This window comes from Janthinobacterium lividum (assembly GCF_034424625.1).
In the GTDB taxonomy this organism is placed as follows: domain Bacteria; phylum Pseudomonadota; class Gammaproteobacteria; order Burkholderiales; family Burkholderiaceae_D; genus Janthinobacterium; species Janthinobacterium lividum.
The window spans coordinates 3,965,104-3,986,754 of record NZ_CP139976.1 but is presented as its reverse complement, the minus strand read 5'-3'; the positions used below and the strand labels follow the sequence as shown (position 1 = coordinate 3,986,754).

General features: G+C 65.0%; 19 protein-coding genes. 16 read left to right on the top strand and 3 right to left on the bottom strand.

Annotated elements, in window-relative coordinates; genetic code table 11:
* The first annotated feature begins 130 nt into the window (after window positions 1-130).
* The 9 genes from U0004_RS18055 (at window position 131) to U0004_RS18015 (ending at window position 10,933) form a co-directional block, all read left to right on the top strand.
* Window positions 131-2,296, top strand: coding sequence for a type I secretion system permease/ATPase (locus U0004_RS18055; RefSeq protein ID WP_231958116.1), 2,166 nt, complete (start codon window positions 131-133; stop codon window positions 2,294-2,296).
* Window positions 2,293-3,606, top strand: coding sequence for an HlyD family type I secretion periplasmic adaptor subunit (locus tag U0004_RS18050; protein ID WP_034788545.1), 1,314 nt, complete (start codon window positions 2,293-2,295; stop codon window positions 3,604-3,606). The genes U0004_RS18055 and U0004_RS18050 overlap by 4 nt, the downstream gene beginning before the upstream one ends.
* Window positions 3,606-4,898 carry a TolC family protein gene (locus tag U0004_RS18045; RefSeq protein ID WP_230521295.1) on the top strand — a complete coding sequence of 431 codons (1,293 nt, stop codon included), beginning with the start codon at window positions 3,606-3,608 and terminating at the stop codon, window positions 4,896-4,898. The genes U0004_RS18050 and U0004_RS18045 overlap by 1 nt, the downstream gene beginning before the upstream one ends.
* 94 nt (window positions 4,899-4,992) lie before the next feature.
* Window positions 4,993-6,270 carry a lipoprotein-releasing ABC transporter permease subunit gene (locus U0004_RS18040; protein ID WP_034788543.1) on the top strand — a complete coding sequence of 426 codons (1,278 nt, stop codon included), beginning with the start codon at window positions 4,993-4,995 and terminating at the stop codon, window positions 6,268-6,270.
* Window positions 6,271-6,302: 32 nt separating this feature from the next.
* Window positions 6,303-7,568, top strand: a complete 1,266-nt coding sequence (locus U0004_RS18035; protein ID WP_070254201.1) for a lipoprotein-releasing ABC transporter permease subunit — start codon at window positions 6,303-6,305, stop codon at window positions 7,566-7,568.
* Between the two features lie 16 nt (window positions 7,569-7,584).
* The gene (gene lolD / locus U0004_RS18030) at window positions 7,585-8,310 is read left to right on the top strand and encodes a lipoprotein-releasing ABC transporter ATP-binding protein LolD (protein WP_034788536.1); all 726 of its coding nucleotides are present in this window, start codon (window positions 7,585-7,587) and stop codon (window positions 8,308-8,310) included.
* Window positions 8,311-8,322: 12 nt separating this feature from the next.
* Window positions 8,323-9,120, top strand: coding sequence for a TatD family hydrolase (locus U0004_RS18025; RefSeq protein ID WP_070254240.1), 798 nt, complete (start codon window positions 8,323-8,325; stop codon window positions 9,118-9,120).
* A gap of 4 nt (window positions 9,121-9,124) precedes the next feature.
* Complete coding sequence (locus U0004_RS18020) at window positions 9,125-10,366, top strand: PQQ-dependent sugar dehydrogenase (protein WP_034788533.1); 1,242 nt, start codon at window positions 9,125-9,127, stop codon at window positions 10,364-10,366.
* Between the two features lie 93 nt (window positions 10,367-10,459).
* Window positions 10,460-10,933 (top strand): T6SS effector amidase Tae4 family protein, encoded by a 474-nt coding sequence (locus U0004_RS18015; protein ID WP_070254202.1) that lies wholly within the window; start codon window positions 10,460-10,462, stop codon window positions 10,931-10,933.
* A 3-nt stretch (window positions 10,934-10,936) separates the two neighbouring features.
* Here U0004_RS18015 and U0004_RS18010 read toward each other — a convergent pair whose 3' ends face one another.
* A complete protein-coding gene (locus U0004_RS18010) occupies window positions 10,937-12,922 on the bottom strand; it encodes a helicase-related protein (protein WP_115057523.1) in 1,986 nt (661 codons plus the stop codon).
* An 85-nt stretch (window positions 12,923-13,007) separates the two neighbouring features.
* Window positions 13,008-13,841 (bottom strand): class I SAM-dependent methyltransferase, encoded by an 834-nt coding sequence (locus tag U0004_RS18005; RefSeq protein WP_070254204.1) that lies wholly within the window; start codon window positions 13,839-13,841, stop codon window positions 13,008-13,010.
* Between the two features lie 184 nt (window positions 13,842-14,025).
* On the opposite strand from U0004_RS18005, the gene U0004_RS18000 reads away from it, so the two are divergent.
* Complete coding sequence (locus tag U0004_RS18000; RefSeq protein ID WP_070254205.1) at window positions 14,026-16,461, top strand: DNA internalization-related competence protein ComEC/Rec2; 2,436 nt, start codon at window positions 14,026-14,028, stop codon at window positions 16,459-16,461.
* 44 nt (window positions 16,462-16,505) lie between these two features.
* Window positions 16,506-17,027, top strand: coding sequence for a GNAT family N-acetyltransferase (locus tag U0004_RS17995; protein WP_070254206.1), 522 nt, complete (start codon window positions 16,506-16,508; stop codon window positions 17,025-17,027).
* A gap of 3 nt (window positions 17,028-17,030) precedes the next feature.
* On the opposite strand, the gene U0004_RS17990 is transcribed toward U0004_RS17995, so the two are convergent.
* Window positions 17,031-17,954, bottom strand: coding sequence for a LysR family transcriptional regulator (locus tag U0004_RS17990; protein WP_034784406.1), 924 nt, complete (start codon window positions 17,952-17,954; stop codon window positions 17,031-17,033).
* A 151-nt stretch (window positions 17,955-18,105) separates the two neighbouring features.
* On the opposite strand from U0004_RS17990, the gene U0004_RS17985 reads away from it, so the two are divergent.
* The 5 genes from U0004_RS17985 to U0004_RS17965 all read left to right on the top strand — a co-directional run bounded on the left by U0004_RS17985 (window position 18,106) and on the right by U0004_RS17965 (window position 21,609).
* Window positions 18,106-18,867: a sulfite exporter TauE/SafE family protein gene (locus U0004_RS17985; protein ID WP_034784407.1), complete on the top strand. Its 762-nt coding sequence runs from the start codon at window positions 18,106-18,108 to the stop codon at window positions 18,865-18,867.
* Window positions 18,868-18,888: 21 nt separating this feature from the next.
* Window positions 18,889-19,584, top strand: coding sequence for an HAD family hydrolase (locus tag U0004_RS17980; RefSeq protein WP_070254207.1), 696 nt, complete (start codon window positions 18,889-18,891; stop codon window positions 19,582-19,584).
* Between the two features lie 58 nt (window positions 19,585-19,642).
* The gene (locus U0004_RS17975) at window positions 19,643-20,443 is read left to right on the top strand and encodes an alpha/beta fold hydrolase (RefSeq protein ID WP_034784409.1); all 801 of its coding nucleotides are present in this window, start codon (window positions 19,643-19,645) and stop codon (window positions 20,441-20,443) included.
* Between the two features lie 133 nt (window positions 20,444-20,576).
* The gene (gene dcd, locus U0004_RS17970; RefSeq protein ID WP_034755486.1) at window positions 20,577-21,146 is read left to right on the top strand and encodes a dCTP deaminase; all 570 of its coding nucleotides are present in this window, start codon (window positions 20,577-20,579) and stop codon (window positions 21,144-21,146) included.
* Between the two features lie 121 nt (window positions 21,147-21,267).
* On the top strand, window positions 21,268-21,609 hold the full coding sequence (locus U0004_RS17965; protein WP_070254208.1) for a FlxA-like family protein: 342 nt from the start codon (window positions 21,268-21,270) through the stop codon (window positions 21,607-21,609).
* Window positions 21,610-21,651: the final 42 nt, after the last annotated feature.

The window sequence follows — 21,651 nt, the reverse complement described above, 5'->3', positions numbered from 1 at the left end:
TTTTTCACAACATCATTCTGAATAGCTGTTATTACTATGGCACAATGTTTCTGCAAACCACCACTGCGCGACCTTGACAATAGTTCCTCACTGTTCATTGCAACTGTCTGAGATCGGATTTGAGCTCATCATGACGCCACCTTCTGCCGCGCACGCCGCCGTCGACGCTTCCCCATCCACCGCCTGCGCTGACACGCTTGCCGACGCCATCGTCTTCCTGGCCTGCCTTCTTGGCACCGGCGTGCAAGCCGAGCGTCTGCGCGCCAGCGTGACCGCGCATGGCGACCCGGCCGCCGCCGATTTTCTCGACCAGGTGCTCAGCCATGCCAGCCTGGCCGGCACCGCGCTACCCATGGACAAGCCGCGCCGTCCGACGGAAATGCCGGCCTTGCTGCTCAATGGGGAAGGGCAGGCGCTGGTGGTGCTGAGCATTGCCGATGGTAAATATGAATGCCACGTGCCCGGCATCGCCGGCACCTCCTGGCTCGATGCGGCCGCGCTGGCCCGGGAAGTGCCCGCCGGGCGCTGGGTGGCCGTGCGGCCCGTGATGTTTTTCGACCAGCGCAGCTTGCTCTACAGCATGCCCGTGGCGGGACGCTGGTTCTGGGATGTCTTCAACCGCAACCGCTGGGTATTTCGCTGGGCCCTGCTGGGCACGCTGGTGCTGAACGTCATCGGCGCGCTGGTGCCATTCTATGCGATGGCCGTGTATGACCGCGTGATCCCGAACAATGCCACGTCCAGCCTGTGGGTGCTGACCATTGCCGTGGTGGTGCTGACGGGCTTCGAACTGGCTCTGCGCCTGCTGCGCGGCGAACTGGTGGAAACGGCGTCGCGCCGCATGGACGTGGCGCTCTCGTCGAACATCTTCGCCCAGTGTCTGCGCCTGCGCGCGGCCAGCCGTCCCGCCTCCGGGGGGACGTTGGCCAATACCGTGCGCGATTTCGAATCCGTGCGCGAATTCTTTGCCTCGACCACCCTGACGACCCTGGGCGACTTGCCGTTCCTGTTGCTGTTCCTGCTGGTCATCGCCTTTGTCGGCGGCTGGCTGGTGCTCGTCCCGCTGGCCGTCATTCCGATCCTGCTGCTGGTGGCCTTTGCCTCGCGCGCGGCCCTGGCGCGCCACGTGGCCGCCTCGATGCAGGAAAGCGCGCAGCGCACGGCACACCTGTTTGAAACCATGAATGGCCTCGACACCATCAAGGCGCTGGGCGCCGAAGCGTGGAGCCGGCGCAAATGGGAAAGCCTGACGGTGGCCATCGCCGCCAACAGCGTCGAGACGCGCGAAATCGTCAGTCGCGTCAACTACATCAACACGGCCGTGCTGGCCCTGTCCGGCGTGGCCGTGGTGGCCACGGGCGCCTTGCTGATGGGAGAACACCTGCTGACCCTGGGCCAGATCATCGCCGTGAGCATGCTGACGGGACGCGCCCTGGCGCCCGTGAGCCAGATCGCGGGCCTGATCATCCGCTGGGAACAGACCAAGCTGTCCTACCACGCACTGAACAAGATCATGGAAGCGCCGACCGATGATGACTTGGCCAGCCTGCAGGCGCCCCCGCTGTCGGGGCGCATCGAGTTCCGCGACGTGGGCTTTGCCTACCCGAATTCGCCGCCGCTGCTGGATAAACTGAATCTGCACATCCGTCCCGGCGAACGGGTCGGCGTGATCGGCAAGCTCGGTTCCGGCAAGAGCACCTTGCTGCGCTTGCTGCTGAACCAGTATGGTCCGCAAAGCGGCAGCGTACTGTTCGACGACCTGTCCAGCACCCAGCTGGAGCCTTTGAGCCTGCGCCGCCAGATCGGCTACGTGCCGCAGGACGTGACCCTGTTCCACGGCACCCTGCGCGAAAACATCGAACTGGGACGCAGCCAGCCCGACGATGCGGCCCTGCTCGATGCCATCCGCCTGGCCTGCCTCGATGACATCATCACCCAGCTGCCCAACGGCGTGGCGACGGAAGTGGGCGAACGGGGCGAACGCCTGTCCGGCGGCCAGCGCCAAGCCGTGGCCATGGCCCGCGCCTTGCTCGTGAAACCGCCCATGCTGCTGCTCGATGAGCCGAGCAGCATGTTCGACCCGGCCACCGAGCAGCGCCTGATCGCCCGCCTGCGTACATTAAAGGATACGACCATCGTGCTCGTCACGCACCGCATGGCCATGCTGGCGCTGGTGGACCGCCTGATCGTCTTCGACAAGGGGCGCATCGTGGCCGACGGCCCGCGCGATGAGGTCATGCGCGTGCTCAATAGCCAGGCAGCCAAGCCTGTGGTGGAACAGGGAGCCACGGCATGAGCGCCCTGAACGCCCGTCCGCTGCCGGCGGCCCACCCGGACCCGGAACGCGAACCGCAGCGCATCGTCATGCGCATGCTGGCGCTGATCGCCGTATTGCTGGTGCTGGTGCTGGCCTGGGCCACCTTCGCCCAGCTCGACGTGTCCGTGAATGGACGCGGCGCCATCACGCCGCCGTCGCACCTGCAGGAAGTGCAAAGCCTGGAAGGGGGCATCGTGCGCGAAATGCTGGTGAAGCCGGGCCAGCGGGTGCGCCGCGGCGACTTGCTGCTGCGCCTGGACACGGCCCAGTACGAGGCCAACCTGGGCGCCAGCGTGCAGAATCGCCTGGCCGCGCTGGCGGGCAGGGCGCGCCTCGATGCGCTGCTGTCCGGTGGTACTCCCCGGTTTGCGCCGGAATGGCAGAAAGAGGCGCCCGAGCTGATCGCCAAGGAAACGCAGTTGTGGCGCGATGGCCAGCGCGAGTTCGCGTCGGCCACGGCGGCCGCGCGCGAAGGCGTGACGCGGCGGCGCGGCGAGCTGGCCGAGGCGCACAGCCGCATCGCGCAACTTGATACGGGCCTGAAGATCGCGCTGGAAAGCCTGTCGATCGAGGAACGCCTGTTCAAGGAGGGCGCCGGTTCGCGCGGCGACTACCTGAATGCGCAGCAGCGCGTGCAGCAGCAGCGCACGGAACTCGACAGCCTGCGCGCTTCCGTGCCGCGCCTGGCGGCCACCCTGGCCGAGGCGCAGGCGCAGGCCGGCGAAGTGGAAGCGCGCATGCGCGGCCAGTGGGGCGCCCAGCGCAGCGAATATGAAACCAAGGCGGGAGCCCTGGCCAGCACCGTGAAAGGTCAGCAGGACCAGGTGAGCCGGCGCGATGTGACGGCGCCCGTCGACGGCGTCGTCAACCGCGTGCTGGTGGCGACGGTCGGCGGCGTGGCGCAGCCGGGCAAACCTATCCTGGAAATCGTGCCCGCCGATTCGGAAATGCTGATTTCCGTGCGCGTGAAACCGTCGGACATCGGTTTTATCCACGTGGGGCAGCGCGCTTCGGCGAATGTGCTGGCGTATGACGCCACCACCTATGGACGCATGCAGGCGCAGGTGGTGCGCGTGGGCGCCGATGCGATTCCCGATGAACGCAACGAGCCGTATTTCGAGGTGCAGCTGAGTACCGACCGCAGCCAGTTGACGGCGCACGGCAAGGTGCTGCCGATTACGCCTGGCATGCCCGTCGACGTGGGCATCCTGACGGGGCGCCGCTCGGTGCTGCAATATGTGTTCAAGCCCGTGCTGCGCGGCTTGCAGTCTTCCCTGCAGGAGCGCTGATGCGTGCTTTTTTACTTTGCATGGCATTCGCCTGCGCAAACGCGGTGGCCCAGCCGGCACCGCCGGCCACTTTCCAGGCGCAGTCCACGCGCGGCTTGCCCGCCTTGCTGGCGCGCGCCGTGCCGCGCGACCCGCAGGTGATCGCGGCGCAGGCGGCGCTGGCCACCACCGAAGCGCGCTACAAGCAGGCCCGCTCGCGGCTGTTCCCGACTGCGGCGCTGCAGGCGACGCGGGGGCGCAGCAATGACCTCGATGGCGCGCTGGACGTGGAACGGCGCACGCACCAGGTGGAAGCGAGCGTGCGCTGGAATGTGTACAACGGCGGCGCCGACCGCGCCGAACTCGATGCGGCCGAGCGCGAAATGGCGGGCGCCGCCTTCGACGTGGAGCGGGCACGCGCGGAAAGCGCGGAAAAACTGGCCGAAGCGTATTTCGACATGCAGCGCCTGGAACGCAGCCTGATGCAATCGCAGGAACGCCTGCGCGATGTGACGCAGCTGGTGCGGCAGGTGACGCGCCAGGCGGAACTGGGCAAATCATCGGAAGTGGACCGCGAACTGGCGCAAAGTTCGCAGCTGGACGCGGAACTGGTGCACGACGGCTTGCTGACGGACCAGCAGGCGGCGCGCATCAAGCTCGAGGCGCTGGCCTTCGAGCCGGTGGCGCAGTTTGCCGATTTCGCCTTTGCGCCGCTGCCGGCGCAAGCCCTGGAAAACGCCGATACGCAGCAGGCGCAGTTGCGCGCCGCGCGCGAGCGGGCGGCGGCGGCCCAGCTGCGCGTGCGCGGCGTGGCGGCCACCCTGGCGCCGAAAGTGGACCTGAACGTCAGCCATCTGCTCAATAACAAGACCACGCCGCCGCCCTCGACCATCCAGCAGCGGGGCTGGTCGGTCGGCGTGAGCTGGGAATTCCCGCTCGGCGGCGGCAGCCTGGCGCAGCGCGACGAGAGCATCAGCCGCGCCCAGGCGGCCGATGCGGACGTGGCGCGCGCCGAGCAGGGCACGCGCGCCGACCTGGCCAGCATGCTGCCGCGCATCGCCAATGCGCAGCGCACCCTGGCCCTGCTCGACGAGCAGGAAAGGAAGTTGGCCTTCGTCGTGCGCGGCGGCACCATCCAGTATGAGGCGGGACGGCGCAACCTGCAGCAGGTCATCCAGACGCGCGACAGCTATTTCACGGTGCAGCAGCGGCGCATCGACCAGCTGCACCGTCTGACCCTGGCGCAGATGCGCCAATATGCGCTGGCGGGGCAGCTGCTGGCCGTGTTCGGCCTGGCGCAGGAGGAAAAATAGGGCCGGCGTGCGCTGTTTCACGCAGACTTGATGCATGAAATGCCCATTGTGTGGCACACTGCGCGCTCGCATATCATCGTTGTCGCGGGAGCGCATGAGCATCATCAAACAATTTCCCTTCGAGTGGCAGGTCGGCGTGCGCTATACGCGCGCCGGGAAACGCAGTGGCCGCAACAGCTTCATTTCCTTCATCTCCCTCATTTCCGTGGCCGGCATCGGCCTGGGCGTGGCCGCCCTGATCGTCGTCCTGTCCGTCATGAACGGCTTCCAGAAGGAAGTCACGGACCGCCTGATGTCGGTGCTGGCCCATGTCGAGGTGTTCGATACCAGCGGCTCCATGCCGAACTGGCAGGCGCAGGAGCGCGCCGCCTACGCCAACCCGCAAGTGAAGGCCGTGTCGCCGTTCGTGGAAACCCAGGGCATGCTGCTCAACGACGAAACCATGCGCCCGTCCGTCGTGCGCGGCGTGCTGCCGCAGCAGGAAGCCACCGTCTCAAGCGTGGCCTCCCAGATGAAGCAGGGCAGTTTCAAGGATCTCACGCCAGGTTCCTATAACATCGTGCTGGGCATCGACCTGGCCAAGGCCCTCGACGTAAAAGTGGGGCAGAACGTCACGCTGATGCTGGAGCGCGAGCCGAGGGCGGGCGACCCGGCCAATGGCATCGTCATGCCGCGCATGCGCGCGCTCAAGGTCGCCGGCATCTTCGAGGCCGGTCACAATGAACTCGATGGCAGCCTGGCCTTCGTCAACATGCAGGACGCCGAGCAGCTGCTGCAGCTCGATGGCCCGTCCGGCCTGCGCCTGCGTCTGCATGACATGAACCAGGCGCCGCAGGTGGCGCGCGAACTGAAAGCCTCGATGCCGGGCCAGCTGTGGATGCGCGACTGGTCGCGCGCCAGCGCCAGCTGGTATGCGCTGGTGCAAAGCCAGAAGAACATGATGTTCATCATCCTCAGCATGATCATCGCCGTGGCCGCGTTCAACCTCGTCTCGACCCTGGTGATGTCGGTCACCGACAAGCAGGCCGACATCGCCATTCTGCGCACCCTGGGCGCCTCGCCATTCTCCATCATGAAGATCTTCATGATCCAGGGCGCGCTGGTGGGCTTGCTGGGAAGTGCTTTGGGCGTGATCGGCGGCGTCGTGCTGGCGCTGAACGTGGGCGTCATCGTGCCCTTCATCGAAGGCATCTTCGGCCTGCACTTCATCTCGAAGGAAATCTACCAGATCAGCGCCGTGCCGTCCGACGTGCATTGGCTGGACGTGGCGCAGATCGGCCTGATCGCCTTTGGCCTGGCGCTGGTGGCGACCATCTACCCGAGCTGGCGCGCCGCGCGGGTCAAGCCGGCCGAGGCATTGCGCTACGAATAACACATCAAGAAACGATAAAGACCGCCTGAACAATGAGTATTTTCAAGAATCTGCCCTTCGAATGGCTGGTCGGCTTGCGCTACACGCGGGCCGGCAAGCGCAGTGGCCGCAACAGTTTTATCTCCTTCATCTCCCTCATTTCCATGGCCGGCATCGGCCTGGGCGTGGCGGCGCTGATCGTCGTGCTGTCCGTGATGAATGGTTTCCAGAAGGAGGTGACGGACCGCATGCTGTCCGTGCTGGCCCACGTGGAAGTGTTCGACAATAGCGGCAGCATGCCGGACTGGCGCGCGGAAGCGGCGCAAGCTTTTAAAAACCCGGCCGTGAAGGGCGCCGCGCCGTTCGTGGAAACGCAGGGCATGCTGCTGCGCGACGATGCGCTGCGCCCCGCCATCGTGCGCGGCGTGCTGCCCGAGGAAGAGCCGAACGTTTCCGACGTGGCCGGCCAGACGCGCATGGGCAGCTTCAAGGCCCTGCAGCCTGGCACCTTCAATATCGTGCTGGGCATCGAGCTGGCGCGCGCCCTGCGCGTCAACCTCGGCGAAAAAGTGACGCTGATGCTGGCGCAAGGCCAGGTCACGCCGGCCGGCGTGCTGCCGCGCATGCGCAGCTTTACCGTCAGCGGCATCTTCCAGGCGGGCCACAATGAATTCGACGCCGGTCTGGCTTTCATCAATATCGAAGACGGCCAGCGCCTGCTGCGTCTCGATGGCCCGTCCGGCCTGCGTTTGCGCCTGGCCGACATGAACCAGGCGCCGCAAGTGGCGGCGGAACTGAAAAAAACCATGCCGGGCGACCTGTGGCTGCGCGACTGGTCCAAGCTCAATGCCAACTGGTTCGCTGCCGTGCAGACGGAAAAGCGCATGATGTTCATCATCCTGACCCTGATCATCGCGGTGGCCGCCTTCAACCTGGTCTCGACCCTGGTGATGACGGTGACGGACAAGCAGGCCGATATCGCGATTTTGCGCACCCTGGGCGCTTCTCCCCGTTCCATCATGAAGATCTTCATGATCCAGGGCGCGCTGGTGGGCATCCTGGGCACAATTCTGGGCGTGTGCGGCGGCGTGCTGGTGGCCATGAACATCGACGTCATCGTGCCCTTCATCGAGCATCTGCTGGGGGTGCAGTTCCTCTCCAAGGACATCTATTTCATCAGCACCGTGCCGTCCGACCTGCGCTGGCCCGACGTCACCAAGATCGGCGTGCTGGCCGTGATCCTCGCCTTTTTGGCGACCCTGTACCCAAGCTGGTGGGCTGCCCGCGTCAAACCTGCGGAAGCCCTGCGCTATGAATAAACCACTGACTACGACCATGACCGATCTGAACAAACCTGCCTCCAATGGCGCTTCCGCCGATTCTGCCGTGCTTTCCTGCCGCGGCCTGGGCAAGACTTTTACGCAGGGCAGCTACAAGGTGCAGGTGCTGGCCGGCATCGACATCGACGTCCACCGCGGCGAGCGGGTCGCCATCGTCGGCGCCTCGGGTTCCGGCAAATCGACCCTGCTGCACCTGCTGGGCGGCCTCGATACGCCCACCAGCGGCAAGGTGACCCTGCTGGGCAAGGACTTCGCTAACCTCAGCGAAAAGGCACGCGGCGACTTGCGCAACGCCTCGCTGGGTTTCGTCTACCAGTTCCACCACCTGCTGCCCGAGTTTTCCGCGCTGGACAACGTCGCCATGCCTTTGATGATACGGCGCATGAAGCGCGCGCCGGCCACCGAGCTGGCGCAGCAGATCCTCACGCGCGTGAACCTGGCCAAGCGCGTCACGCACACGCCGGGCGAGTTGTCGGGCGGCGAGCGCCAGCGCGTGGCCCTGGCCCGCGCCCTTGTCACGCAGCCGGCCTGCGTGCTGGCTGACGAACCGACGGGCAACCTCGATCACGCCACGGCCGAACAGATTTTCGACCTGATGCTGGAATTGTCGCGCACCCTGGGCACGGCCTTCGTCATTGTCACGCACGATATCGAGCTGGCCAAGCGCTGCGACCGCGTGCTGCGCCTGACGGACGAAGGGCTGCAGCCTTATCAATATTAAGGAGCCGCCATGCTGTGGATCGACACGCACTGCCACCTCGACGCGCATGAATTCGGCAGCGAATCGCTGCAGGTGGCGGCGCGCGCGCAGCAGCAGGACGTGGCGATGATCGTCATTCCCGCCGTCGAACGGGCCAATTTCGCCATCGTGCGCGACCTGGCGGCTGCGGCGCCCAACGCCTGCTATGCGCTGGGCATCCACCCGATCTACGTGCCGCACGCCACGGAAGATGATTTGATCGCCCTGCGCGAGGCCGTGGCCCTGGCGATGAACGACCCGCGCTTTGTCGCCATCGGCGAAATCGGCCTCGACTTCTTCATCCCCATGCTGTGCGAGCCGGCCATGCGCGCCAAGCAGGAGCATTTCCTGCGCGAGCAGCTGAAGATCGCCCGCGACTTCGATTTGCCTGTCTTGACGCACGTGCGCCGCTCGCAGGACATCGTCCTCAAACACGCGCGCCAGATCCGCCCGAACGGCGGCATCGCGCACGCGTTCAACGGCAGCTTCCAGCAGGCGCAGGGCTATATCGACCTCGGTTTCAAGCTCGGATTCGGCGGCGCCATGACGTTTACCCGCGCCTTGCAGATACGCCGCATGGCCGCCGACTTGCCTTTGGCGTCCATCGTGCTGGAGACGGATGCACCCGACATTTCCCCCAGCTGGGTCCACCCGGGCCGCAACAGCCCCGAAGAATTGCCGCGCATTGGCGCCGTGCTGGCCGAGCTGCGCGGCCTGGCATTGGCCGACGTGGCCGTTGCCACCAGCGCCAATGCGCGCGCCGTGATGCCCCGACTACCCCTGATGGAGTGAGACCATGAACAAGAAAATGCTTGCGGGCGCCCTGGCAGCCTGTATGTCCACCGTGTTGGCGCCCGCCATGGCGGCGACGGCCAGCGCCCAGTGCGACGGCATGCCGCGCCTCGACGTCACCACGCCGGCCGGCTTTTGCGTGGCCGTGCTGGCCGACGGCCTGAAATTTCCCCGTGGCGTGCTGCCGCTGACGAATGGCGACATCCTCGTCACGGATATGACGGGATGGGCGCCGAAGCAGGGTAAATTGTGGCTGTTGCAGCCCAAGGCGGCCGGTGGCGGCTACGAGCGCAAGCTGCTGCTCGACAAGCTCGATCGGCCGAACGGCATCGTGCAGGGGCCGGACGGCATGGTCTACGTGGGCGAGGTGGGGCGTATCTTCCGCTTCGACCTGCGCGACACCACGCGCACCCTCACCGACGTGATCGGCGGCAAGGCCAAGACGCCGCGCCTGCCGGGCCTCGGTTTGCACCTCCTGACGAACATGCGCTTCAGCCCCAAGGGCGACCTGTATGTGAACGTGGGTTCCAGCACCGACCATTGCGAGAATGATGGCAAGGCGCCCGACCCGGCCAAGGCTTGTCCTTCGGCGGAAGGCCTGGAAGCGCTGGGAGCCATCCGCGAATACACGATGGCCTGGCCGGCCGGCACGGTGACGAGCTGGCGCACGCATGCGCGCGGCTTGCGCAATTCGATGGCGCTGGCTTTTCACCCTGCGACGGGCGAGCTGTGGCAGGCGGAAAACTCGCGCGACGCCATCCAGGCCGCCATGCCGCAACTGAAAAGCGACGAGAACCTGCCGCACGAAGAACTGAATTTGATCAAGGCAGACCGGCACTACGGCTGGCCGTACTGCTACGACGACAATGTGGCCAGTCCCGAATATCCGAAGACGGCTTGCGACGCCCAATATGCGGCGCCGGAGCGTTTGCTGCCCGGCCATGCCGCCCCGCTGGGCATGACTTTTTACACGGCCAGCCGCTTCCCTGCGTTGTACAAAAATAGCCTGATCATCGGTTACCACGGCTACCGCAGCAACGGCCACCGCCTGGTGGCCCTGCTGCCCGACAAGGCCGGTGCGCCTATGGGCAAGTCCGTCGACTTGATCAGCAACTGGGAACGCAAGGGCAAACAGGGCAGGGGCGCGCCCGTCGACGTGAAGCAGGGCCAGGATGGCGATATCTATATGGCCGACGACCATAATGGGCTGGTGCTGAAACTGCATTACGAGGTGGCCAAGCCGTAATGCAGATCGCTTGACTTCGCTCAGTGCGGGGCTGCGGCATCCTCCTACAATCTGCCTGATGTCCCCTGGCACCAGGGGCAACGGGAGGTCGGCGTGAAACCTGCATTCATCAATCTGCGTGAAAATTACTCGAGCGTGGCGGCCGTCGACCAGGCAGCCCTGTTCCGCGAAATCGGCTGGGAAGACTTGATCGGCAAGGACAGCTTTGCCAACACCTGCGCCATCCGCGTCAGCCTGGCCCTGATCAAGGCCGGCGTCCAGGTCAGAGGCCGCATGGCCATCCGCAAGGGACCGTTCAGGGGCGCGCTGATCGAACCGGGACAGGCCAAGCTGGCGCACATGCTGGCCAGCCCCTCGATGTTCGGCGCGCCCGAAAAATTCAGCCGGGATGCCGCCATGGCCGGCATCGGCCAGCGCCAGGGCCTGGTCGCCTTCTTCCGCATTCCCGGCTACCTGGGCGGCGCGGGCGGCCATATCGACATCCTGCTGCCGTCCATCGGCGTGAAGGTGTGCGGCACCGAATGCTACTGGGATTGTGGCGAGGTCTGGTTCTGGCCGCTCGGTTGAGGCTTATTTGAACTTCTTCGACCGTCCGCGCGAAGCCGCATTGTGCGCGCGCAGGATGGAGTCGACCCGTTCCGACGCATCGCGCGACAGGTTTTGCGCGACGGCGATATCGGGGAAGAACTCGGGCAGGCGGTAGCTGAGCCAGGCATACGCGGAATAGTAGCGGCAGGTGTCTTCCACCTGCTGCAGATTCTGCGTGCCGCCGCCGTACGCGTGCTGGCGCAAGGTGCTCGTTTTTCCCTGCGACAGATTCTTCGCCCAGTGCTCCCACGCCGTTTGCAGGGACGGCACCTTGCTCGATATCGGCACCAGCGACAGGGTGAACTTGTCGGCCACGGACAGGGGCAGGGTGTCGAGCCAGACGGCCCGTTCCTTCTGGTCTTCCGTGATGCGGGGGAAGAAAAAGCCGTCCGGCACGTCGATATTGTGGATGAAGCGGCGCAGCAGTTTTGACAGCGACAGTTCGCCCGTCACCGATGAAATGCGGTGCAGATGTTCGAGCGAGGGCGCCACGGCAAAGCCGCTGGTGTTCAGCGGATGCAGCTTTTCCTTCAGCAGGGCGCGCATCACTTCATGCGTTTCGTTGTCGTAGCCGGCCACGAGGCCCTCTTCATGCACGCCGTAGCGGCCCGCGCGCCCGGCGATCTGGCGCGCCAGCGCGGCTGAAATCTCTTCCTCTTCGCGGCCATTGTATTTGACGCAGGTGGTCATGACGATGCGCGCGATCGGCATGTTCAAGCCCATCGCCAGCGCATCCGTGCCGACGACGATATCGGCCGTGCCGTCGCGGAAGCGCTGCGCCTGCGCGCGCCGCACTTCCGGCGACAGGTTGCCGTAGACGGTGGCCACTGACAGCCCCGTTTCCGTGATCATGTCGCGCCACATCAGCACTTCTCGGCGCGAAAAGGCGATGACGGCGTCGCCGCGGCGCAGGTTGCGCACCTTGCGCACGGCCGTCGGCTCCATCGACAGGGGCGCCATGCGTTTGAGTACGTGCACTTCCAGCGGGCAGTCCAGGCGCTCCGCCAGCGCCTCGATGGCGCGCCGCGCTTCGGGTGCCCCCACCAGGTAGACCGTGTGGGCGGGCGCGCCGCAGACGGCGGCCGTCCACGCGGCGCCCCGGTCCGGGTCGGCCAGCATCTGGATTTCATCGATGACGGCCACTTCCACGACGGTTTTCGTGTCCAGCATTTCCACTGTGCTGGCCACGTGCGTGGCGCCGTCGACGACCCTGCGCTCCTCGCCCGTGATCAGGCTCACGGCCAGCGGCTTGCCATGCGGCGCGGCTTCCTGCAGGCGTTCGTAGTTTTCCAGGGCCAGCAGGCGCAATGGCGCCAGATAGATGCCGCTCTTTGCCTTCACCAGCGCTTCCATGGCGCGGTGCGTCTTGCCGGAATTGGTGGGGCCCAGCAGGGCGATGAAGCGGCGCGGCAGGCGGCGCGCCATCTCGAACGAGGCTGGATACTCGGCCAGGTTGATGCTCTGGCGCGTGCGCGCCGCGTGCTGTTCTTCCTGCTGGCGCTCGATGGCGTGATTGAAACGCTGGCGGATGCGGTCGAACACCATGCCGGCCGGCTCCGACGTCTGCATGTCGGCCAGGGTATGCAGGAAAACCATCGGGTCCGTGTCGACGTCTTCGCTCAGGCCCGCGATATCAGCGACGAAATCGATCACGTGCTGGCGCAGCTCTTCGAAGACGGCCGCGCTGGCCCGTTCGCGCACCAATGCCAGCTTGGTTTCGCGGTCCATCTTGCGCCACTTGGCAGGCCGCGCCAGCACGCCCTGGCTTGGTACCAGCGCATACGGCACCACCAGATGGCCAGCCTTGACCACGCCGGAAAAGCGCACGAAGACGCGGCCTTCCATCTTCACGAGGCGGATATGCTCGGCCACTTCCCCCAGTTCCGCGACCAGGGTGGCATCGTTATTGTCTTCGCTGCTGTCGGAAATGTCGGTGGAAGTATCGGGAGGAAGTGCGGAGGAAGTCATGTCGTGCCTGGGTGTTGAAGTAAGCGAGGCCGATTATACCGTCGATGGGGGCGACCGGTGGTGGCCGGGCCTGGTGCTTGCATGTTCAGGCGGCACGCGCGCGCACCAGGCGCAGGCCCCAGCCCGTGGCGATCTTGCCATCGCTGTCTTGCAGATGCGCTGCCGCATCCAGGAACGCCTCGCGCAGGCGCTGCCTGGCGCCATCGTCCAGGCGGTCGATATCGTAGGTGTCCAGCAGGGCCGTCCACAGTTCGCCCGGCGTGGGCGTCCATGGGACGTCGATGTCGTCGAATTCAACGTCTGCGAAACCGGCATCGAGCAGTTCCCGCCAGCCCGCTTCTGAGCCCGTGCGGCGATCGCCGAAGCGCAGCGGCGGCAGCTCGGTGCTGGCGACCGGCTTGAACACGCGCATGAAAACGTCGTTCACTTCGCCCAGCAAGAACGTCCGGCCGACGATGGCCGCGAACTGGCCGCCGGGGCGCAGCACGCGGCGGATTTCACGCATGACTTGTTCGATGTCGTCCATCAGCATCAGCGCCATGTGCGAGACGAGATAATCGACGCTGGCCGATGGCAGGTCGAGAGCCTGGCCCCGGCCTTGCAGCAGATGCACGGACGGCGGCAGGGCGGCGCGCGCGGCGGCCAGTTCAGCCTGGCTCATGTCGACGCCGAGCAGTTGCAGCCGGGGCTGCCGCCTGGCTGCCAGCAAGCCCAGCAGATGGCCGTCGCCGCAGGCCAGGTCGAGCACGCTTGATGGCGTGTCCACGGCCGGTACCAGACTGGTCAGCACGTAGTAGGACGAGGCCCAGCTGCCGGCGGGGGAACTGGCCGGCAGGTGGCCAAACGCGGTGCTGGTCACGCCGACTTGCCTTTGATGAAAGTCCTGTAAATAGGTTTCGGCCGCTGTCAGTAGGGTCATGCAAGATCCGCAAAGTCGTGGCGCCTTTGCGCCGGATGGCCATCTTAGCATGCGGAAAGTTCCGCCAGCGGTGGTGCCGGATGGCGTGACTGAACCTTCTTATTCAGGGCTCCATTGCGCCAGATCAGACGGTAAAGAGGAGAAAGGGGGCACAGTTGTTGAGCCCTTTTCGCAGCGAGCTCCCATGCGCACCCTGATACTCGGCTTTGCCGCTGGCGCCGCCTGGTTGCAGACGCAGGCAAGCTTGCCGCCGTATGGGGGCGTGTTGCTGTGGGTGACCGCTGGCGTGTCGCTGCTGGCGGCACTGCTGCTGTGCCGCCATGCGCGCTGGCATTCCTGGTGGCGTTCCACTGTTGCGCTTGCCGCTGGCGTGGGACTGGGCTTTTACTGGGCCGCCTGGCTGGCCCAGGCCGCCATGGCGCCGCAACTGGCGCTGGCTGATGAAGGCCAGGACATTGTTGTCACGGGTACGGTAGCCAGCCTGCCGTACCGCTTCGAGCAGGGCGTGCGCTTCAATTTTTCCGTGGAGAAGGCTGTTGGGGCGAAGGTGCCGCCCCTGATCGCCCTGTCCTGGTACGCAGGTTTTCGTGATGAAGTGACGAACGAGGTGGGCGACGTGCAGCCTGGCGAACGCTGGCGCCTGACGGTGCGCTTGCAGCGTCCGCACGGCAATGCGAACCCGATGGGTTTTGACTACGAGGCGTGGCTGCTGGAGCAGGGCGTGCGCGCCACGGGCTATGTGCGGCCGCAGCCGCGCGCCGATACGCCGAACGTGCGCCTGACCGCTTTCGTGCCCGGCTTCGGCAACGTGGTGGAGGCCAGCCGCGCGGCATTGCGCGCGCGCATCGTGCGCAGCCTGGAAGGCAAGCAGTATGCGGGCGTGATCGTGGCGCTGGTGGTGGGCGACCAGCGGGCGATTCCCCAGTCGGACTGGCAAGTGTTCAACCGCACTGGCGTGAGCCATCTGATTTCGATATCCGGTCTGCACATTACCATGATCGCGGGACTCTTTGCGCTTGGTGCCGGCACGTTGTGGCGGCGCTCGTTTTTTACCGGCTGGCAGTTGCCACTGCGGCTGCCGGCGCAAAAGGTGGCGGCGCTGGCCGGCGCGCTGGCGGCATTTTTGTATGTGCTGCTGGCCGGCTTTGGCGTGCCCGCGCAGCGCACCTTGTATATGTTGCTGGTGGTGGCGCTGGCCCTGTGGCTGGGACGCATCGCCAGCATCGTCCATATCCTGTGCCTGGCGCTGGGCGTGGTCGTGCTGCTCGATCCGTGGGCCGTGCTGTGGCCCGGCTTCTGGCTGTCGTTCGGCGCCGTCGCCACCATGCTGTACGCAACGGCAGGGCGCACCACGGCGTCCATGCCGCCGCAGGCCGGACGCTGGCGCCGTTTGCTTGCTGCCGTGGCGCTGGGCGCACACACGCAGTATGTGGTGACGGTGGGGCTGGTGCCGTTGACGATGCTGCTGTTCTCGCAAGTGTCGCTCGTGTCGCCTGTCGCCAATGCGCTGGCCATTCCTGTCATCAGCCTGGTCGTCACGCCCTTGTCGCTGGCTGGCAGCCTGCTGCCAGCGCCCCTGTCTGACGGATTGCTGCTGCTGGCGCACACCATCGTGCAGATGCTGGCGCAGGTGCTCGAATGGCTGGGCGCGCGCCGCTTTGCCGTGTGGACGGCGCCCGCGCCGCCAATGTGGAGTTTTTGCTGGGCATTGTTTGGCACGGCCTGGCTGCTGGCGCCACGCGGCTGGCCGCACCGCTGGGCGGGCATGCTGGGCTGGCTGCCGCTGCTGACGGCCTTGCCGTCCAGTCCGCCGCAAGGTGGCATGTGGGTGACGGCCTTTGACGTGGGGCAGGGCATGGCCGTGCTGGTGGAAACGCCTGGCCACCGCCTGCTGTATGACACGGGCCCTGCCTACAGCCTCGATTCCGATGGCTCCAGCCGGGTCATCGTGCCTTATCTGCGCGCACGCGGCATAGCCAAGCTGGACGGCGTGATCATTTCCCACAGCGACCTCGATCACGCAGGCGGCGCCATGTCTCTGTTGGAGAACGTGCAAGTGGGCTGGCTGGCCTCGTCGCTGTTCGATGGCCATCCCGCCGTCGAGGCGCGACGGGCGTTGCACAACCCCTATCTGCACTGCATGGCGGGCCAGAGCTGGACGTGGGAAGGCGTGCACTTCGCCATGCTGCACCCGCTGCCCGCCAGCCATACGGACATCAGCTTGACGCCGAACGCCCGCAGTTGCACCGTGAAAATCACGGCAGGCAAGCACTCGATCCTGCTGGCTGGCGACATCGAAGCGGCGCAAGAGGCGCAATTGCTGGCGCGCTCGGCGGAGGGCGACCTGGCCGCCGACGTAGTGCTGGCGCCCCATCATGGCAGCGGCACCTCGTCGACGCCGGCGTTCCTGAACGCCGTCCATCCGACCTTGGCGATTTTCCAGGTGGGACACAGGAACCGTTATAAGCATCCGAAGGCGCAAGTGTATGCGCGCTATGGGGACATGGGTATTGCGCGGCTGCGCACGGATGTGGAAGGAGCGGTGGTGCTGGCGTTTGGCGACGGTATCGGCGTGACCTTGTATCGGGCCAGCCGGCCGCGTTACTGGCATGGGCGCTAGCGCTTTCATGCTACGCTCCCGCAACATCGTTCCAGGAGTCCAGATTGCGCCATTCCAGCCACCCTTATCTTGTCAGCACGGCCCAGGCCGCCGACATCGACTCCATCACAGCCTTGCTGCAAGCCAATTCCCCCTCGCAGGGCGGCAGCCTGACGGGCGAGTTTTCACGCGACAAGGTGGCCAGCATGGCGGATGGCGCGTCGCCCGTCATCGTGGCGCGGCGCGCAGCGGACGGACCTGTCGTTGGCGTGTTGTTCAGCGCGGCGCCAGCCGCTGCGCAGGCGCCCGTGGTATTGGCCATGCTGGCCGCGTATGCGGGCAGTGGCAACGCCTATGTGTACGGCCCCGTCTGCATTGCGGACTCGGAGCGGGGGCAGGGTTTGCTGGCGCTGCTGTACTCTGCCATGCGCGAGCAGCATGCGGGCAAGGAAGCGGTGCTATTCATCCGGCGCGACAATCCAGGCTCGCTGCGCGCGCATGAACGGCTGGGCATGTATGAGGTGGCCGCTTTTGACTTCGATGGCGCGCAGTTCGCCGTGTATAGCGATGCTATCGTCGGGAAATAGTCCTTAAATTACACGTTCATCCGGTATTTCCAGCCCCCGCTGCCGCACATACTCCAGAAACAGCCGCGCCCCCTTGGCCATGCGCGAGGTGCCATACACGGCGTGGATGCTGGGGTCCAGCTCCTTCGACGACGTGAGACGGTATGCCGTGCAGACCCGCCGCAAGGTGCCCGCTGCCACGGCCGGTTCCGCCAGCCAGCTGGCCAGACGCACGATGCCGGCGCCTTCCAGGGCCGCCTGGAAGGTGGCGATGCCGGAGGTGAAGCGGAAACGCGGTTGCACCTGGTAGCGCACGTTGCGCTCGCTGGAAACGAAATGCCAGTCGCGCAGAATGCGGGGGGCCGAGTGCATGATGATGTCGTGGCCGGCCAGTTCCTCCGGTTCCCCGGGCGCGCCCATGCGCTCGATATAGTCGGGCGAGGCATACATGTAGCGGCGGTAATTCCACAGGGGATAGCCGATCAGCTCGCTGGATTGGGGAAACGCGCCGCGGATGGCAAAGTCCAGCTTTTCCTGGATGGGGTCGATCGATTTGTCCGAGAAATGGATGTCCACCGACACATTCGGGTAGTCGCGCGAAAATTGCGCCACCACTTTCGGCAAGAACCCCAGCGACAGGATTTCCGGTGCCGAGAGGCGCACCCAGCCTTGCGGCGAATTGCTCAATTCCGCCAATTGGTCTTCCGCCTCGGCTTGCGTTTCCAGCAAGTGCTTGGCCGACGCGTAATACGTTTCGCCGGCCGTCGTCAGGGTGAACTGCTTTTGCGTGCGCAGGATCAGCTCGGCGCCGATGGCGTCTTCGAGGAACTGGATGGCGCGCGTGACGGCCGACGGCGAGCGTCCCAGCATGCGCGCCGCGTGGATGAAGCTGCGCTTTTCCACGACGGTGCAAAAGGCGCGGATCTCCCACATCAGTTTCATCGACATCGCGCGGCTCCTGGCAAAAGAGGCCAGTAAACCGCATGGGGCGCATTCCGTCAAGCGTTACGCCTGATTGCGTTTTCCGCAATATGAAGTTGCATCCGGAAAAATCCACGGCGCCTATACTGCCGCTGTCGCCCATTCCTTACTGCCTATCATGCTGACCATCTCGCTGCTGTGTTTATTTGCCTTCTTTGCCGGCCTGATCGATGCCGCCGTGGGCGGGGGCGGGCTGATACAGCTGCCGGCCCTGTTCAACCTGATGCCGAACATGGCCTCGACCTCCTTGCTGGGCACGAACAAGCTGGCGTCCGCCTGCGGCACCACGTTTGCCGCCCGCTCGTTTGTCGGCAAGGTGCACATCCCGTGGCTGCTGGTGTTGCCGGCCGTGGCCAGCGCCTTCGTCATGTCCTTCATCGGCGCGGCCGCCGTGTCCTACGTGCCGCAACAGGTGGTGCGCCCCATGGTGCTGGTATTGATCATCATCATGGCCATCTACACCTTCATCAAGAAGGATTTCGGCACGACGCGCGAAGCGCGCCCCATCGGATCGCGCGAACGTATCCTCGCCATCGTCATCGGCGGCGCCATCGGCTTTTATGACGGCCTGTTCGGGCCGGGCACGGGCAGCTTCCTGATTTTCCTGTTTATCCGCGTCTTCGGCTTCGATTTCATCCTCGCCTCGGCCTGCTCGAAACTGGTGAATATCGCCACCAACGTGGCCGCGCTGGCCTTCTTCATCCCTGCCGGCCACGTGGTGTACGCCGTGGCCGCACCGATGGCTGTGTGCAATATCCTGGGCGCGCTGACGGGCACCTGGATCGCCGTGCGCCGCGGCGCCGCCTTCGTGCGCATCCTCTTCCTCGTGTTGCTGGTGCTGCTGATCGTCAAGTTGTCTTACGACATTTTCTTCAAGTAAGTTTTTGAACGACAATAAGCCATGAAAACCATCCAGGGCGTGCTGTGGGACAACGATGGCGTGCTGGTCAACACCGAGCAGCTGTTTTACGAAAGCAACCGCGACTTGCTTTTGCCTTATGGCATAGACCTGACGCCGAAGCAATTCTTTGACTGGTTCCTGGATAATAACTACGGCGCCTGGCATGTGCTGCTGGGGCAGGGCCACGCCATCGAGCTGGTTGAGCGCCTGCGGGCCGAGCGCACCGTGCTGTTCGCGCAACGCCTGCGCCAGGCGCGCCAGCTGGCCATGCCCGGCATCGGGCCAGTGCTGGCGGCGCTGCGCCCGCACGTGGCGATGGGCGTCGTCACCAGCGCGTATGCGCAGCACTTTGACATCAGCCATGCTGCCACGGGCTTGCTCGGCCACTTCGACTTCGTGCTGACGCGGGAAATGTATGGCGAAAGCAAACCGGCGCCCGACGGCTACCAGCTGGGCTTGCAGCGCCTGGGCCTGGCCGCCGCCGACTGCGTGGCCGTCGAAGACTCGCCGCGCGGCTTGCGCGCCGCCAACGCGGCCGGACTGGAATGCATCATCGTGCGCAATCCCATGAACCGTCATCACGCGTTCGACGATGCTTTTTGCGTCGTGGATTCAAACGCGGAGCTGGGCGAAGTGCTGGCGGCGTTCGTGCCCGGCATGGCCCATGCGCCCCGGCAATTAGAGTCCTTCCTCTGATACGTCTTGCCGGCATGCCATTACAATTGTCTATCGCATTCACCGGCACCGACCCACGATGACCCTCCCGCAACTGCACTTTGCCCACGCCAACAGTTATCCTGCCGGCACCTACCGCAAGCTGTTCGGCTTGCTGGGCCAGCACTACACCGTGCAGGCGCTCGACATGCATGCGCACGACCCAGCTTACCCCGTGAGCACGGGCTGGCCCGAGCTGGTGCGCGAGTATATCGATGAGCTGGAGCGCCGCTACAGCGCGCCCGTGATCCTCGTCGGCCATTCGCTGGGCGGCATGCTCAGTGTGATGGTGGCCAAGCAGCGGCCCGACCTGGTGCGCTGCGTGGTCTTGCTCGATTCGCCCGTGGTGGCGGGCTGGCGCGCCTTGCTGGTGCGGCTGGCGCGCAACACGGCGCTGGGCGAGCGGTTCTCGCCGTCACGTTTTTCCGCCCGGCGGCGCAAGCTGTGGCCGGATGCGCAAGCCGCGTATGAACACTTCGCGGCCAAGGACATGTTCGCCATCTGGGCGCCGCACGTGTTGCGCGACTACATCGACAGCGGCCTGGTTCCCCATCCGGAAGGGGTGCAGCTGCGCTTTACGCGCGAAGTGGAAACGCAGGTCTACCGCAGCCTGCCGCACCACATCGGCGGTCTCGTCAAGGACGGTTTTCCTGTTCCCATCGGTTTTATCGGTGGCACGGAATCGGTGGAATGCCGGCAAGCGGGCTTGAAGGCCACGCGCAAGCTGGTCGGCAAGTTTTTCCGCCAGGTGCCGGGCGGGCATCTGTTTCCCATGGAAAACCCGGAACTGACGGCGCAAGTGGTGCGCGAGATGATCACGGCATTGCTGGCGAAGCAATAGAATATCGCCAAGGATTTTCAGGGGATGGGGGCCAACAACGGCGGATTTTCGCGTAAAATCCTGCCATCCGGGCCGCGCCTGCAGCAAGCGTGCGGCCCCAGCCATTCCGATATTCTAGAAAGATACCCCTGCGATGACGATTAAAAGCGATAAATGGATACGCCGCATGGCGGAAACAACGGGCATGATCGAGCCGTTCGAACCAGGCCAGGTCAAGGAGCGCGACGGCAACCGCATCGTCTCTTACGGCACGTCCAGCTATGGCTATGACATCCGCTGCGCCGACGAGTTCAAGTTATTTACCAACATCAACACGACCATTGTCGACCCGAAGGATTTCGACGCGAATAACTTCGTCGATGTGTCGGGCAAGGGCTATTGCATCATTCCGCCGAATTCGTTCGCGCTGGCCCGTACGGTTGAGTATTTCCGCATTCCCCGCAATGTGCTGACGATTTGCCTGGGCAAGAGCACCTATGCGCGCTGCGGCATCATCGTCAACGTCACCCCGTTCGAACCGGAATGGGAAGGCTATGTGACGCTGGAATTTTCGAATACGACACCATTGCCGGCGAAAATCTACGCCAACGAAGGCGTGGCGCAAGTGCTGTTCTTCGAGTCCGATGAAGTGTGCGAAACGTCGTACAAGGACCGCGGCGGCAAGTACCAGGGCCAGGTTGGCGTGACATTGCCGAAGACCTGATCGCCGTGCAGGGAGGGGCGCCAGCCGTCTTTACCTGCCTTTACCTGCCTTTACACCTGCGGCACTACATCCGCGCCCATGCTTGCCGTTAACCTTGGTATTGAAACACTGAGGAGGCAGTATGGTAGCGGCAATCGGTTCAGGCGGCGCGGTCAGCGCAGCCAGTAGCGCCAGTGCGGGCAGCGGTTCGCAGATCGCGGCGCTGCAAAAGCAGATCACGGCGGCGCAAAAGCAGTTGACGGAGTCGCAGAAGGGCGAGCAGACGGAGGCGTCGCAAAAGCTGCAGCAGCAGCTGGCGCAGCAAATCCAGGCCTTGCAGGCGCAAATTGCCCAGTTACAGGCGGCCGCCGCGCAAAAGGCGGCGCAGCAAGATGCTCAGCCGGCCAGCAGCGCCGATACGGCGACGAGCCCGGCCAAATCGACCTCGTCCACCCTGGGCACACTCATCGATACGCAGGCGTAACAGCATTCTCCGCGCATAAAAGACGCCAGGCTCGCCGACAGG